A 14,384-nucleotide genomic window follows, 5' to 3' on the forward strand; every position below is an offset into this window, starting at 1 on the left:
CATGACAGCGCCGGCACCCCGGACCCCACCCCGCCGCTCGGACACCACCCGCGCGTCGATCCTGCGAGCCGCCCGGGAGCGGTTCGCTGCCGACGGGTACGAGCGGGCCACGATCCGGGCCATCGCCGCCGACGCGAAGATCGACCCGTCGATGGTCATGCGCTACTACGGCAGCAAGGAGGGGCTGTTCGCGGCGGCTGCCGAATTCGACCTCCGGCTGCCCGACCTCACCGCCGTACCGGCCGGGCAACTGGGCGAGACGCTGGTCCGGCACTTCCTCACCCGCTGGGAGGGCGACGAGACACTTGTGGCGCTGCTGCGGGCCGCCAGCACCAACCCGGGCGCTGCCGAACGCATGCGCGGGATCTTCGCCGACCAGCTCACCGCGGCCGTGGCCACCTTCGGCACCGACCCGGCGACAACAGCCCGACGCGCCGGCCTGGTCGCCAGCCAGATCCTCGGGCTCGCCTTCACCCGCTACATCGTTCGCCTGCCGCCCATGGTGGACCTGGCACCGGAGGAACTGGTTTCCTGGATCGCACCGACCCTCCAGCGCTACCTGACCGGAAAGGTCGAGAACTGACCCAACCTTTTGCCCCTCGCCATGCGTCTGCCAGGTGACGCACAGCGACAGCCGGGAGGGGGGCGGATGGCACCGACGGCGAACGACGGCCGCGACGGCTACCTCGCCTTCGTGGAGAGCCACCAGCACCGGCTGCTCCGCGCGGCGTACCTGATCTGCGGCAATCGACACCAGGCCGAGGACCTCCTCCAGGACGCCCTGCTGAAGCTGGCGCTGCGCTGGACCTCGGTACGCGACGGCGACCCCGCCGCCTACGTGCGGGCCATCCTCTACCGCGACGCCGTGTCCTGGTGGCGTCGACGACGCCGGGAATGGCTGAGCGCCGCGCCACCGGACCAGGCGACCCGCGACCGCGACGGCGCGCTGCGGTTGGCGCTGCACGACGCGCTCGGACAACTCCCGCCCCGGCAGCGGGCTGTCCTGGTCCTGCGCTACTACGAGGACCTGACCGAGGTGGCCACTGCCGAAGCGCTCGGCGTGACAGTCGGCACCGTGAAGAGCCAGTGCCACAGCGCCCTGCGCCGACTCCGCGAGGTGGCACCGGACCTCGCCCCGCCCACCCGAGCGCGCTCGGGCGACCTGGCAACCGGTGTGGAGGTGAACCCGTGAACGAACAGGACCTGCGACAACTGCTCACCGTCAGCGTCGAGAACGTCCTACCCAGCCAACCGGCGTCGGCAGGCTGGGATCGGGCACGGCGTACCCGGCGTACCCGGCGGGCTGTCGGCGCGGTCGTCATGGCCGTGGCGCTCGTCGGCGGCGGCACAGTCGCCGCGCTGCGCCCGTCCGCCAGCCCACCGCCGGGACACCCTGTGGCACCGACCGGCGAGCCGACCCACGCCGGTCCCGTGCAGCACCCACCGGCGGAGCTGACCTACCCACCCGATCCGCTGGCGCGGCTCGGTGACCAGGCGACAGTGCGGCTGTCCGAGCGTCCCGTCCAGCGGGCGCTGGCGCTGTACCAACCCCTTGACGACCAGTACCGCGCGGACGGCCCGGTCCGGATTCTCGGCGACGACGGCGTGGTACGCAGTCTCGACGTGGTGACGTTGGCGCCAACCCGGGACCGGGACGGCAACGAGGCGCCCGCCGCGAAGCCGGGTGCGCTGTCGCCGGACGGCCGATGGGCCGCCTTCGCGCAGACCAACGAGCTGATCATGGTCGACCTCACCAAGGCGGGCGTACGTCGCGTCCCGCTCGACGGCTACCTGGAGTTGGTGGTCTGGGCGAGCGACCGGGTGCTTGTCGGCGGCGACGGCCGGACGTACGCGGTACAGCGCGACACCGAGGCGGCGAGCACCATCGACGTGTCGGCCTGGGACCTGGCGGTACCCGACCCGGAGGCGGGGCGCGAGGCCGCGCTGATCGAGACGGATGGCCAACGGGACGGCCTGACGCTGCGCAGCCGGACCGCCCGCGAGGGTGCCCTCCGCTCGGAAGAACGCGTCACTGGCGAACTACTGCCCGCGCCCTACCAGGTGAACGAGTTCTACGGCCGGGGCTGGCTGCACGGCGACCGGGTGGCCCGCGCCGCCTGGATCACCAACGACCGGATCGACGGCGCCGAGGGAGTGGCGGTGCTGGACGCCCGCACAGGCGCGGTGGCCCACGTGCTCGACCTCGGCCGGGACCGGGCGAAGGGCTGCTGCGAGGTGCTGGGCTGGGACAAGCAGGGTGCAGTGCTGCTCCGCCTCGAACCGGCGGGCCTGGCACGGTGGCACCCGGAGACCGGCGAGGTCACCGGCGTGCTCCGCGACCGCGCCGGCATCGTGGCACTGGCAGGCTGACCCGCTCGTCCGGCCGGCTGGCGCGTGACAGCGCTCAGCCGGCCGGGTCGTCCACGCGTCCGCCCGCGCGGCGGGCTTGTTCAGGCGGCGATACCGCCGGGCTGGTCACCCTTCACGACAGGTGCCCGGACCAGGTTGCCCCACTCGGTCCACGAGCCGTCGTAGTTGCGCACCTGCGGGTAGCCCAGCAGGTGCCGCAGCACGAACCAGGTGTGGCTGGACCGCTCGCCGATCCGGCAGTACGCGATCACGTCGTCGTCCGGGCTGAGCCCGAGCTGGTCGGCGTAGATGGCCTTCAGCTCGTCGGCGGACCGGAACGTGCCGTCCTCGTTCGCGGCGGACTTCCACGGCTTGTTGACAGCGCCGGGGATGTGCCCGCCGCGCAGCGCGCCCTCTTGCGGGTAGTCCGGCATGTGCAGCATCTCGCCCGTGTACTCGCCCGGGGACCGGACGTCGACAAGCGGCCGCCCGACGGCGATGTGCGCCATCACCTGCTCACGGAACGCCCGCAGCGGCGCGTCGTCGCGCAGCGGCACCGGGTAGTCGGCGCGCGGCCGGTTCGGCTTGTCACGGGTCAACTCCCGCCCCTCGGCGACCCACTTCTGCCGGCCGCCGTCGAGCAGTCGCACGTCGACGTGGCCGAAGAGCGAGAACACCCAGAGGGCGTACGCGGCCCACCAGTTGAAGTTGTCGCCGTAGAAGACGACAGTGTCGCCCCGACCGATGCCCTTGGCGGCGCACATCTCGGCGAAGCGCGTGGCATCGAGGTAGTCCCGGGTCACCTGGTCGTTCAGGTCGAGGTGCCAGTCGACCTTGACGGCGCCGGGAATGTGACCGGATTCGTAGAGCAGCACGTCCTCGTCGGACTCGACCACGACGAGGCCCTCGTCGCCCAGGTGCTCGGCCAGCCACTCGGTGGTGACCAGCCGCTGCGGGTCCGCGTACGACTGGAGGCGGGGATCAGGATCGTTCGGCACAGACATGATCCCCAAACTACGCCGCGATGCCGCTCGGCAGAGGGCCATCGGGTGCGACGCGGCACACGTCGGGCGGACTCAGGCGCGACGGCGCGCGTCGGGTGGGCTCAGGCGCGTCGGTGCACGATCCGACCGGCGACCACTGTCACCAGGCAGGTGCCGTCGGCGTCGTGCACCGCCAGGTCGGCCCGGCCGCCCGGAAGCAGGTGCGGCGGCACGGGTGCGGAAAGCACGAGCAGGTCGCCACGGTCGACGGCGGCCCGCAGCGCCGGGTCGGTCAGGTACTCGGCCAGCGCCGCCGTCACCCCGTGCCGCAGCAGCGCGTGCACCCGCTCGCGCGGGGTGGGCGCCACGGGCAGCGGTCCGTCGTGCGTAAGCCCTGGCCCCAGCGTGCCGGGCCAACGGCGAACCCGCACACCGGCGTACGCCTCGATCAACTCGGCCAGCGGACCCACCGCCTCGACCCGGTCGCCACCGACAAGCACGGCGTGGCCCGGCACCGCCTCGCCGTCCGGGGTACGCCGCAGCAGGGGCGCGGTGTGCAGGGTGCGCACGTTCAGTCGACGATCGGCCCGAGCAGCGGGCGCTTCGCGGTGACTGTGTCGCCGGACGAACGGCCGGTGAGCCGTCGCTTGACCCACGGGGCCAGGTGCTGCCCGGCCCAGCGCAGATCCGCGGCGCGCGCGGCGAGCCACGGCGACGGGGCAGGGTGCGGCGGCACCATCAGCCACTCCTCGTCGCAGCCCACGCCGAGCGCGTTCAACACCTGCCCGGCGACCCGCCGGTGCCCGACCTCGCTCAGGTGCAGCCGGTCGGTGCTCCAGAGCATCGGGTTGAGAAAGGTGTCGTCGGCGTACAGGTCGACGAGGATGGCGCCGTGCCGCTCGGCGGTCTCACCGACAGCCTGGTTGAGCAGTTCCACCCGGGGGGCCACGAGGCGCTGGCCGGGAAGCCGGGCCATCACGTCGGCGAACCGGAAGAGCAGGACGTCCGCGCCGCCCGAGCGCAGTTGGCGAACCACGTCGTCGAAGCGGGTGACGATCCTTTCCGGGTCGAAGGTGCGGCGCAACACGTCGTTTCCGCCGGCCGCGAAGCTGATCAGGTCGGGCTTCATCGCCACCGCGGCGGGCACCTGCTCGGCGACCACGCTGGGAAAGAGGCGGCCCCGGATGGCCAGGTTCGCGTAGCGGAAGTCGGGGCCGGCCTCGGCTGCCAGCCGGGTCGCCACCAGGTCCGCCCAACCCCGGTAGGTGCCATCGGGGTACGCGTCGTCCATTCCCTCGGTGAAGCTGTCCCCGACCGCGACATAACTGCGCCAGCGCACCCGCGTCTCCCTCACGCCACCCCGTTGCTTGCGGCGACCAGTCTGTCACCGCTGACGCGACGGACGATGCCCCGGAGGGGCGACGTGGCGGACGTCATCCGTTCTGAGGATCAATGCGATGCCGGTCGGTGCGATGCCGGTCGGTGCGACCCGCCGGGAGCGCACCGGATGTGAGTCGACAATCCGGCTCGCGTCGGGTCGCCCCGGCTCGCATCCAGGGCTCACAATGGAGGGCCGGTCACCAGGCCGCGCAGCGGGAGGCCTAACTTGAGTCAGGCAAGCGAACCGAACCCCGCCGGGCCGGCCCCGGCGGACACCACCTCGCCACGCACCGCCCGGAGTCGCCAGATCCGCCTCGTGGGGCTCATTGTCGCGCTGGCCGTCCTGGTGGCGGCCCTTGTCCCGATCGTGCTCGCCGCAGGCCCCCCGACCCGCGACGAACTGCTCGAACAGGCCGGCATGAAAGGTAAGCAGCAGCTCGTCATCGGGGTGAAGGACGACCAGCCCGGCATCTCCCAGCGCTTCGGCAACAACGTCTGGAAGGGCTTCGACGTCGACATCGCGTACATGATCGCCGGTTTCCTCGGCTTCGATCATTCCCAGGTGCGGTTCCTGCCGATCGAAAGCGAGGACCGGGCCCGTCGACAGGCCCGCGACAACGACGGCTTCGTCACCGTCGACCTGGTCATCGCGTCGTACAGCATCAACGACAAGCGCGCGGAGGAGGGCGCTGTCTTCTCCTCCTCGTACCTGCACACCGAGCAGTCGGTGGTGACCTTGAAGAGCTTCAAGGGACAGGTGAGCAGCCTGGAGGACCTGAGCGGGCGGACGGTGTGCTCGCTCACCACGTCGACGTCAATCCAGCGCCTCGGTGAGGCCGGCGCCAAGCCGACAGGCCGTAACCGGATCAGCGAATGCATCCAGATGCTGTACGACGGCACGATCGAGGCGGTCACCACCGACGCGGCGATCCTCGCCGGCTTTGTCACCGGCGACCAGCCCGACGACAGCGGTCAACGCTTCCCGGTCACGCTCCGCAACGTCAAGCCGCTGCAGCACTGGGACATCGGCTCGTCTCCCCAGGAGAGATGGGGTGTCAACACCGGCCCCAACAAGGCGCTGCGCGACCTGGTCGACCTCGCGCTCTACGTCTCGGCCCACGACAAGGAGGACTCGACCTGGGAGGACGCGTACAACACCAACCTCCGCTGGCAGCAGGGATACAACCTCCCGCAGCCGGTCGCGGAACAGCAGCAACCCGAGGCGAGGAAGGTGGAGGTGCGACAGTGGCCGTGGGAGAGGATCGCGCTACCCGCCCCGGCGCACCCCGGATCGCCGGCAACCCCGCCAACGCGGGCCGTCCGCGTCGGATGGCGGGGGCGCGGCAGGCGCAGCAGTGGCTGCTGACCCTCCTGCCCGCGTTCCCCGTCCTGCTCCTGGTCCTGCGGCTGTGGCAGCTCAGCCGACAGGACATGTCCACGATGCTGCTGCTTGTGCAGTACGTCAGCCCGCTCGGCCTGCTCAGCGCCCTGTTGATCGCCCTGGTGTGGGCGTTCCCAGTTGTCGTGTTGACGTTCGGGGTGCTCGGCCGCCTGCTCCGGCTCAGCGCCCCTGACCGTTTCGACCCGGAACGGTCGCTGCTGGCTTCCCTGACGGCGCGTACCCCTGGTTGGGTGCTCACCGCAGCGGTCGCGCTGGGGGCGCTCACCTGGCAGCTCCGTTTCCTACCTGCGCTGCTGATGCTCGGTTTGTGGCTGCTCGCGCTGCGCACCCGCTACCTGCACCCGCAGGAACCGACGCGGATCCTGCTGGTCAGCGTGGCGCTGCCGCTGGCGGCGGCGGTCCTGGCGTACAGCCTGCTGGGTCCGGCGATCTGGACGGCGGTCCGGGAGGGCGAGTGGGCAACCGCCGCGCTGCTGGCGGTGCCACCCGCCACCACCGTGCTGGTCACCGGCCCGATCCCCGGCTGGATCGCCCCGGCGCTGACCCACGGTCTGGCGTTCACTGTCGCCGCAGTGCTTCCGCTGGTGATGGGCGCGGTCTTCCTCCGGGTGCCGCTGCTGCCCACCGCCGCGATCGAGGTGGCGCCGAAGGACGCGGTCGGGACGCCGCGCACGGAGGCCCCGGACCGAGCGGCGAGCCCACCGCCGGACCTCACGGCTGCCCCGCCGCCGGCCGCTGGAGCCGGTTCGGAGGTGGTGCTCGGGGCGCTCATCACAGTCACCGACACGTCGACAATCGTGCTGGACCAGACCGCCGGCGTGCGGTTCCTGCCGAACGGCCAGGTCCAGTCGCAGGTTCTCTGCCCACAGGCGGCAGCGGCGCCCTACAGCCTGGTGTCGGTACGCGGCTGGCCGGTGGAGGAGACCGCCCTTGAGTGGATGATGCCCCGACGACCGCTCACCGACCCGGACATGCGCTGCGCGGGCCGCCTTCCCGGCACCGGGTGAGCTGAATCCGGGACGCCCGGCGGCGACAGGAGGGACCGGCCACCCCCGTGAGCGGCCGGTCCCTCGTCGTACCCGGTGACGTCGCACCGGTGGCTCAGCCCAGCAGGCCACCCCGCGGCCCGCCGGTGGGCACCGCCGCGTCGGCCCGCACCCGGCCATCGGCGGCGTACCGGACCAGCCGGTACGCCGGCGCGTCGTCGGACGGCGTCGCGGTGTTGATCTGGACCACCAGGTCGCCATTGGCCGGAACGACAGCGCCGACGGCCTGTCCGTGTCCGGTCGGCCTGGTCCAGGTCTGGTCGAGCGGCGCCAACTCGGTGGCCCTCCCGCCTGCGGTGTCGACCCGGTAGTTGCGGAACTGCCAGCCGCAGGCACACCCACCGACGCTGGGCACATGGGTGCTGATCACCACTGTGCGGCCGTTGCCGGAGATCCCCGCCACCCCGTCGATGACGAGGCCGGTCGGTACGCGCGGGCTGATCGCACGCCACGCACCACGTTCGCTGCGGATACGCACCGTCCGGTCGGTGAACTGGGCGATCCATCCACCGGCCGCCGTCGGGCAGCTCGCCTGCCGGGTGGCGAGCACCTTACGGCCGGTGCCGTCGGCGTTGACGGCGACAAGTGTCCAGTCCTTCTCCCGGCCCAGGCCGTAGAGCACCCGCCTCGAGTCCAGCCAACCTGGCGCGCAGGTCTGCTGGCCCTGCGTCGGGACAGCGCGCTGCTTCGTGCCGGCGAGGTCGCTGATCACCAGCCGCTTTGCGGACGCCTCCATCCAGGCGGCCCGTCGGCCGTCCGGCGAGACCGCGATCTGCCCGGCCGCCACGCCGTTGCCGGGACGACCCGCCCGGACCAACTGCCAACTCCCACCCGGGGTACGCCGCCAGATCCGAGCCGGGTCGTTCTGCTTCTTGCCGTACTCCTGGGCGGTGTACCAGGTCAGCTGCGGCCACTGCGCCGAGCCGGCGGCGGGGCGGGTCGGTGCGGCGACCGGGGCCGCATCCGCCACCGGGCCGCCCGCGCCGCCGGCCGAGGTGTCGGCGGTCACGGGTACGGCGGTGCCGGTCTCGGCCGGAGCGGCAGCGCCGTCCGTGCCAGCGGTGCCACAGGCCGCAGCACCGAATGCCAGGCACAGCAGCGCTGCCGTACCGACGAGCGCGCGGGAACGGGAGGTGGACTGGGTGAGCGGACCGAGGTTCATGACGATGCTCCTGTAAATGGTCTGACCGATCGGGACACCAGCCAAGACGAGTCCCCTGCGGTGGCGAGTTGCCGTGCTCAAGGGCTGCTATCCGACAGTCGGATCCGCCTGGACCGGCAACCATTTCCGGTGGTCGTCAGTCCACGACGGCGAGGATCTGCATGTCCTTCAAAGCTGCGGGCTCGGCGGTCTCGGAGAGCTTCTTGCCGTCCTCGGCCACAAGCAGCAGGGCGTATCCGCTGCCGGCCTGGACGCGTACGACCATCGAGCCGTCGGGTTGGAAGTAGACCTGCCGCAGAGTGCGCCCGCCCAGCGGCAACGCGACCTGCTTGCCGCTGCGGGTGTCGAGCACGGCGTTGACCCAGAGTTCACGAGCGATGTCGCCGGCGTCCTCGCTGGCCTTCCTCCGGTGCAGGGCGATCCGGGAGCCGTCCGGCGAGAGGCTGGCAATGTCGTTGCTACGCCAACCGTCCAATGTGAAGCCCGGGACTGTTCGCTTCTTCGCGCCATCCTTGTCGTAGAGCGTGACACCAGCGTCGACGGTCATGGCGATGCTTCGACCGTCCGCCGACCACAGGGCGTGACAGCCGCCCGGCTGCTCGGTCCACCAGTTGACCTTTCCGCTGTCACCGCGGGTGTCCAGCACGCCGTACCGGCCGCCGCCACCCATCGCCTCCACCGCGCGGAACAACAGGTGCCGGTCGTCCGGCGACCAGACCGGGGTGAGGCACTGGGCATCGACGTCCGAGCGCAGCTGCTGCTTGTCGGAGCCGTCCGCGTTGGCAACGAAGAGGGTGCCGCCCTGGCCGCTGTCGTTGCTGGTCACCCAGGCGATCCGGCGGCCGTCCTGCGAGACACTCGCGGTGTTCAACGCCGCGATCGTGGGCAGTGCCAGCAGTCGTACCGGGTTGTCGCCGGGGTGCCAGGACCGCAGGTTCGTCGTCTTCGCGTCGGTCACCTCCGCCGGGCCGTAGAAGAGCTTGCCGATCTCCGCCGTCGGCGCGTTCGTGCCGGACCCTCCGCTGGGCGGCGAGCCTGGCGCGTCGCTGGTGCTGGTGGACGGCGTCGTGCTGGGCGTCGGAGCCGGCGTCGCCGTGACCGACGGGGGGTCGGCGGGCATCGGCGCGGGGGACCGGTCCGGGCGGATGGCGAAGGCGGTACCGGTGGCCACCGCGACCAGCACCAGCGCGGCGGCCGAGGTGGCCACCGCCCGCTGGATGCCGAGCCGACGGGACGTGCGCAACGTACGGTCCCGCAGGTCGACCGCTGTGACCTCGTCGGCAAGTGCGGCCAGGTCGAGCCGGAGACGCTTGTCGTTCATCGGGCGTTTCCTTCCAGGACGTACAGCTCGGCGAGTTCGGGTGCGACCGCGCGCAACTTGGCCAGTGACTTGGCTGTCTGGCTCTTGACGGTGCCGACGGTGACGCCGAGCAGCTCCGCGGCCTCAAGCTCGGTGCGGTCCTCGAAGAACCGCAGCACCAGCACGGCCCGTTGCTTCGGCGAGAGCTTCGCGAGCGCCGCCCGGAGGGTGAGCCGCAGGCTGGTCTGGTGCGCGTGGTCCGAGGCCGAGTCGCCTCCGCGTGGCTCGGGCAGGTCGCCCGGCATCGACTCGGGTACCCGGCGTCGGCGCCACCAGGACACCTGCAGGTGGTACATGGTCTTGCGGGTGTACGCCTCGGCGTTGCCGCTGTGGTGCAGCCGGCTCCACGCTCGGTGCGTACGGGCCAGGGCCGACTGGACCAGGTCCTCGGCAAGGTGCTGGTCCCCGGTGAGGAGGTACGCCGAACGCAGCAGCGCTGGCGTGCGGGTACGGACAAACGAGTCGAACTCACTCAGCAGAGGGTCCACACGGGCCAATCCTTCGGGTAGTGGTGGTGGTACATGAAGGAGTGATGCCTCTCCAGACGTCGCCCCGGGCAACAGTGGTTGCCGTTCCCGACAGGCATTTTCGGCAGTGCTGCCCGCTCGGGCCGACCGGTCGGTGACGCACCGGCGAATAGGGTCGCCGGGCGTGCTGCCACCGCCCTACGCTGCGCCCATGCTGCTGCGTATGTCGACCCTGTTGTTGCGGACCCTGCGCGAGGATCCGGCCGACGCGGAAGTGCCGAGCCATCGGCTGCTGCTGCGCGCCGGTTACATCCGCCGCGCCGCATCGGGCGGCTACACGTGGTTGCCGCTGGGCAAGCTGGTGCTGGACCGGATCACCGAGGTGGTGCGGGGCGAACTGTTCGCGATCGGCGACCAGGAGGTGCACTTCCCGGCGCTGCTGCCCGCCGAGCCGTACCAGACCAGCGGCCGGTGGGCGGAGTACGGCGACGACATCTTCACCCTCGCCGACCGGCGCGGCGCCGAGCACCTGTTGGCGCCCACCCACGAGGAGATGGCGGCGCTGCTGGTCAAGGACCTGTTCACCTCGTACCGGGACTTCCCGGTGACGTTGTTCCAGGTGCAGACGAAGTTCCGCGACGAGGCACGGCCCCGGGCCGGTCTGCTGCGTGGCCGGGAGTTCCTGATGAAGGACGCGTACTCCTTCGACCTTGACGACGAAGGGCTGCGGGAGGCGTACGCACGGCATCGAGCGGCGTACCGGCGGATCTTCGACCGGCTGGGCCTGGACTACACGGTGGTGCACGCGATGTCCGGCGCGATGGGCGGCTCGGCGTCGGAGGAGTTCCTGGCTACGACACCGGTCGGCGAGGACACGTTCGTGGGCTGCGCGACCTGCGACTACGCGGCGAACACCGAGGCGGTCGTCACGCGGGCACCGGCGGCCGGTGATCCGGTCGCGCAGCCTGCCGTCGAGGTGCACGACACCCCCGAGACGCCTACGATCGCCAGCCTCGTGGAGTTGGCCAACGCTCGCCGGCTGGCCGGCCGGGACGACTGGACCGCCGCCGACACCCTCAAGAACGTCGTGCTGACCGTGCGGCAGCCGGGCGCCGAGCGGGCCGAACCGCTGGTGATCGGGTTGCCCGGTGACCGGGAGGTCGACCTGAAGCGGGTCGGTGCCGCCCTGCACCCGGCACAGGTCGCCGTCTTCGACGAGTGGGCCGACCATCCTGAGCTGGTACGCGGCTACATCGGCCCGCAGGGGCTCGACAAGCTGGGCGTCCGCTACCTGGTCGACCCGCGGGTGATGTCCGGCTCGGCGTGGCTGACCGGCGCGAACGAGCCGGGTCGACACGCGACCGGCGTGGTGTCCGGGCGGGACTTCACACCGGAGGGCACGATCGAGGCTGCCGAGGTACGCGCCGGTGACCCCTGCCCCGACTGCGCCGACGGCGAGCTGACCATCCGGCGGGGCATCGAGATCGGGCACATCTTCCAGCTCGGTCGCCGTTTCACCGACGCGTTCGCTGTCGACGTGCTCGGCCCGGCGGGCAAACCCGTCCGGCCCACAATGGGCTGCTACGGCATCGGGATCTCCCGGGCGGTGGCGGCGATCGCCGAGCAGCACCACGACGACCGGGGGCTTCGCTGGCCAGCGGCAATCGCGCCGTGCGACGTACACCTGGTGGTTGCGGGTAAGGGGCCGCAGCTCGACGCGGCGCTGGAGCTCGGCGGACGCCTCGCCGCGGCCGGCGTGCGCGTGCTTGTCGACGACCGGACGCACGTCTCGGCCGGTGTGAAGTTCACCGACGCGGAGCTGATCGGCATCACGCGCAGCGTCGTGGTCGGCCGCCGCCTGACCGACGGGTACGTCGAGTTGCGTGCGCGTGTCGGCGACGACCGCGTGGAATTGCCGTTGGACGGTCTGGTGGAGCGCATCGTCCACGAAGTACACAGCGAACGTGGGAACCTGGGTGTAGCCGCCAGGTGACGGGGGTACGGCAGTTCGATCGGGCGGAAAAGTCTTCGGAGGAGCTCATGGCCGGTTACCGGGTCAGTGATGTGATGACCAAGCAGGTGGTCTATCTGCCGGTGGAGACCACCCTGGACGAGGCGGCCAAGGTGATGAAGGAGGCGGACATCGGCGACGTGGTGGTCACCGAGGGCGCCACTCTCGCCGGCATGCTCACCGATCGCGACATCGTGGTCCGGGCTGTGGCCGAGAACAGTTCACCGGCGTCCACCACCATCGGCTCGATCATCACCCGCGAGGTGGTCATGATCGAGCAGCACTGCACGGCTGGTGAGGCGGCGACGCTCATGCGGGACCGGGGCATCCGGCGGGTGCTCGTCTGCGACAGCGACCGCAAGCTCGTCGGGATCGTGTCGCTCGGCGACCTGGCCATGCAGCTCGACCCGACGAGCGCTCTCAGCGAGATCAGCGAGCAAACCCCCACCGTGTAAGGAAGGGCCCCTTCTTAACGCCTCGGGTATAGGAAGGGGCCCCTCCTAACGGCGGTAGCCTCGACGCATGGCTGACATGCCGGCCCGACTGGCCGAGATCGTCGACGAGTTCGCCGCCGCGCCGCGCGACCTGGTGCTGGAGATGCTCCTGGAGTACGCGGACGTCGTCCCACCACTGCCGGACGACACCGTGCGTGAGGGCATGGAGCAGGTGCCGGAGTGCCAGACGGCGTTCTTCCTGCGCGCCCAGGTGACGCCGGACGGGGTCGTCGACACCCTCTTCGACTGCCCACCGGAGGCACCCACCACGAGGGCGTTCGCCGGGATCCTCGCCGAAGGGCTGGCCGGCGCGAGCGCCGAGGAGGTGCTGGCCGTGCCGGACGACCTCTACCAGCGGATGGGCCTGGCGCAGGCGATCAGCCCGCTACGCGTACGTGGTGGCACGGCGATCCTGGGCCGGCTCAAGCGGCAGGTGCGGGAACAACTCGGCTGACCTGGCGGTTACCACCGATCATGGAGATCGAGATCTACGCCGACGTCGTCTGCCCGTGGTGCTACATCGGCAAGCGGCGGCTGGATGAGGCTCTGGCCCAGTACGAGGGCGAGGTGACGGTCCGCTACCGACCGTTCCAGCTCGACCCGTCGCCGGTGCCCGAGCCGCGGCCGACTGTGGAGGCGATGGCCGCGAAGTTCGGCGGGCCGGAGCGGGCGCGGCAGATGTTCGACCATGTGACCCAGATCGCGGCCGCTGACGGGCTACGACTCGACTTCGACAGCGCGCTGATCGCCAACACCTTCGACGCGCACCGGCTGGTCTCGTACGCCACCGACCACGGTCGGGCCGCCGAGATGGTCGAGGCGCTCTACCAGGCGCACTTCCAACAGGGCGTCGACGTCGGCTCCCGGGAGGCGCTGGCCGCCATCGCCGGCGGTATCGGCCTGGACGCCGCCGACGCGCGCCGGTTCCTCGAATCCGACGAGCGCGTCGCCGACATCACCGCGCAGTTGGCCACCGCCCGGGACCTGGGCATCAGCAGCGTGCCGACATTCGTCCTGGCCGGGAAGTACGCGGTTTCCGGCGCGCAGGAGACGCAGACGCTGCTGGCCGCTCTCGCCGAGGTCGAGCAGCGGGAGTCCGCAGCGAACTGACCCCGCACGCGATGTTTCACGTGCAACAGTATCGACAGGGGTCGCTGCTCAGGCAGGCTTGGCCAGGCCCTCGACGACCTGCGCACCAGGCAGGGCGCCGAGCGCCGGCCCCGGCAGCGCGATCTTGCTGTGCCGTACGCCGGACCCGATGATCACGTGCGGCGTGGCGATCACCCGAGCGTCGACGAGGATCGGCCACTGGGCCGGCAGCCCGATCGGCGTGATGCCGCCGTACTCCATGCCTGTCAACTCGACCGCGTCGTCCATCGGGGCGAAGCTCGCCTTGCGTACGTCCAACGCCCGCCGGGCCACCCCGTTGACGTCGGCCCGGGTGGTGGCCAGGACGACGCAGGCCGCGTAGCGGACCACACCTTCACGCTTGCCGGCCACCACCACACAGTTGGCCGACACCTCCAGCCCCACCTCGTACGCGGCGCAGAAGGCCGCCGTGTCGGCGAGATCGGCGTCGATCGGCGCGACAAGGACGCTGTCGACGTCCACCGGCGCCTCGGCGGGCCACTGGGCGATGGCCTCCGCCACCGGCGCGGCGAGCAGGTCCAGGCGGGCACGGGCCTGTTCGGTCTTCAGCGTTCCCATCACGGGTGCGATCCTCGCACCTG

Annotated in this window: 16 protein-coding genes; 9 read left to right on the forward strand and 7 right to left on the reverse strand. The window is 71.2% G+C overall.

What is annotated here, in order from left to right:
• The first annotated feature begins 1 nt into the window (after position 1).
• The 3 genes from ACPXB1_RS07290 to ACPXB1_RS07300 all read left to right on the forward strand — a co-directional run bounded on the left by ACPXB1_RS07290 (position 2) and on the right by ACPXB1_RS07300 (position 2,370).
• Positions 2 to 583, forward strand: a complete 582-nt coding sequence (locus tag ACPXB1_RS07290) for a TetR family transcriptional regulator (protein ID WP_425734975.1) — start codon at positions 2 to 4, stop codon at positions 581 to 583.
• A 66-nt stretch (positions 584 to 649) separates the two neighbouring features.
• Positions 650 to 1,192 (forward strand): SigE family RNA polymerase sigma factor, encoded by a 543-nt coding sequence (locus tag ACPXB1_RS07295; protein WP_355587561.1) that lies wholly within the window; start codon positions 650 to 652, stop codon positions 1,190 to 1,192.
• The gene (locus ACPXB1_RS07300) at positions 1,189 to 2,370 is read left to right on the forward strand and encodes a hypothetical protein (protein ID WP_425734976.1); all 1,182 of its coding nucleotides are present in this window, start codon (positions 1,189 to 1,191) and stop codon (positions 2,368 to 2,370) included. The genes ACPXB1_RS07295 and ACPXB1_RS07300 overlap by 4 nt, the downstream gene beginning before the upstream one ends.
• Positions 2,371 to 2,450: 80 nt before the next feature.
• Here the strand turns inward: ACPXB1_RS07300 and ACPXB1_RS07305 are convergent, their stop codons facing one another.
• From ACPXB1_RS07305 to ACPXB1_RS07315, 3 genes are all read right to left on the reverse strand, one after another.
• Positions 2,451 to 3,353 (reverse strand): sulfurtransferase, encoded by a 903-nt coding sequence (locus tag ACPXB1_RS07305; protein ID WP_425734977.1) that lies wholly within the window; start codon positions 3,351 to 3,353, stop codon positions 2,451 to 2,453.
• A 101-nt stretch (positions 3,354 to 3,454) separates the two neighbouring features.
• Positions 3,455 to 3,901: a hypothetical protein gene (locus ACPXB1_RS07310; RefSeq protein ID WP_355587554.1), complete on the reverse strand. Its 447-nt coding sequence runs from the start codon at positions 3,899 to 3,901 to the stop codon at positions 3,455 to 3,457.
• 2 nt (positions 3,902 to 3,903) lie between these two features.
• A complete protein-coding gene (locus ACPXB1_RS07315) occupies positions 3,904 to 4,671 on the reverse strand; it encodes an SGNH/GDSL hydrolase family protein (protein WP_355587552.1) in 768 nt (255 codons plus the stop codon).
• Between the two features lie 357 nt (positions 4,672 to 5,028).
• Between ACPXB1_RS07315 and ACPXB1_RS07320 the strand changes: the two genes are divergently transcribed.
• Complete coding sequence (locus ACPXB1_RS07320) at positions 5,029 to 6,078, forward strand: transporter substrate-binding domain-containing protein (RefSeq protein WP_355628579.1); 1,050 nt, start codon at positions 5,029 to 5,031, stop codon at positions 6,076 to 6,078.
• Complete coding sequence (locus ACPXB1_RS07325; RefSeq protein ID WP_425734978.1) at positions 5,964 to 7,121, forward strand: hypothetical protein; 1,158 nt, start codon at positions 5,964 to 5,966, stop codon at positions 7,119 to 7,121. Before ACPXB1_RS07320 ends, ACPXB1_RS07325 begins: the two co-directional genes overlap by 115 nt.
• Positions 7,122 to 7,215: 94 nt before the next feature.
• Here ACPXB1_RS07325 and ACPXB1_RS07330 read toward each other — a convergent pair whose 3' ends face one another.
• From ACPXB1_RS07330 to ACPXB1_RS07340, 3 genes are all read right to left on the reverse strand, one after another.
• Positions 7,216 to 8,322, reverse strand: a complete 1,107-nt coding sequence (locus ACPXB1_RS07330; protein ID WP_355587545.1) for a hypothetical protein — start codon at positions 8,320 to 8,322, stop codon at positions 7,216 to 7,218.
• Between the two features lie 136 nt (positions 8,323 to 8,458).
• Entirely contained in the window at positions 8,459 to 9,643 is a 1,185-nt protein-coding gene (locus ACPXB1_RS07335) for a TolB family protein (RefSeq protein WP_355587542.1), read from the reverse strand.
• The gene (locus tag ACPXB1_RS07340) at positions 9,640 to 10,170 is read right to left on the reverse strand and encodes a SigE family RNA polymerase sigma factor (protein ID WP_355587539.1); all 531 of its coding nucleotides are present in this window, start codon (positions 10,168 to 10,170) and stop codon (positions 9,640 to 9,642) included. The genes ACPXB1_RS07335 and ACPXB1_RS07340 overlap by 4 nt, the downstream gene beginning before the upstream one ends.
• Before the next feature lie 190 nt (positions 10,171 to 10,360).
• Here ACPXB1_RS07340 and ACPXB1_RS07345 point away from each other — a divergent pair, with 190 nt between their 5' ends.
• The 4 genes from ACPXB1_RS07345 to ACPXB1_RS07360 all read left to right on the forward strand — a co-directional run bounded on the left by ACPXB1_RS07345 (position 10,361) and on the right by ACPXB1_RS07360 (position 13,764).
• Positions 10,361 to 12,142: a proline--tRNA ligase gene (locus ACPXB1_RS07345; RefSeq protein ID WP_425734979.1), complete on the forward strand. Its 1,782-nt coding sequence runs from the start codon at positions 10,361 to 10,363 to the stop codon at positions 12,140 to 12,142.
• 47 nt (positions 12,143 to 12,189) lie between these two features.
• Positions 12,190 to 12,615 (forward strand): CBS domain-containing protein, encoded by a 426-nt coding sequence (locus ACPXB1_RS07350; RefSeq protein ID WP_053651731.1) that lies wholly within the window; start codon positions 12,190 to 12,192, stop codon positions 12,613 to 12,615.
• A 67-nt stretch (positions 12,616 to 12,682) separates the two neighbouring features.
• Positions 12,683 to 13,108, forward strand: coding sequence for a SufE family protein (locus tag ACPXB1_RS07355; protein ID WP_053651729.1), 426 nt, complete (start codon positions 12,683 to 12,685; stop codon positions 13,106 to 13,108).
• A 20-nt stretch (positions 13,109 to 13,128) separates the two neighbouring features.
• The gene (locus ACPXB1_RS07360) at positions 13,129 to 13,764 is read left to right on the forward strand and encodes a DsbA family oxidoreductase (RefSeq protein WP_355587532.1); all 636 of its coding nucleotides are present in this window, start codon (positions 13,129 to 13,131) and stop codon (positions 13,762 to 13,764) included.
• Positions 13,765 to 13,812: 48 nt separating this feature from the next.
• Here the strand turns inward: ACPXB1_RS07360 and ACPXB1_RS07365 are convergent, their stop codons facing one another.
• On the reverse strand, positions 13,813 to 14,361 hold the full coding sequence (locus ACPXB1_RS07365; protein ID WP_355588450.1) for a YbaK/EbsC family protein: 549 nt from the start codon (positions 14,359 to 14,361) through the stop codon (positions 13,813 to 13,815).
• Positions 14,362 to 14,384 lie beyond the last annotated feature (23 nt).

It is taken from the genome of Micromonospora sp. DT68 (assembly GCF_049847245.1).
Classification (GTDB): Bacteria; Actinomycetota; Actinomycetes; order Mycobacteriales; family Micromonosporaceae; genus Micromonospora; species Micromonospora profundi.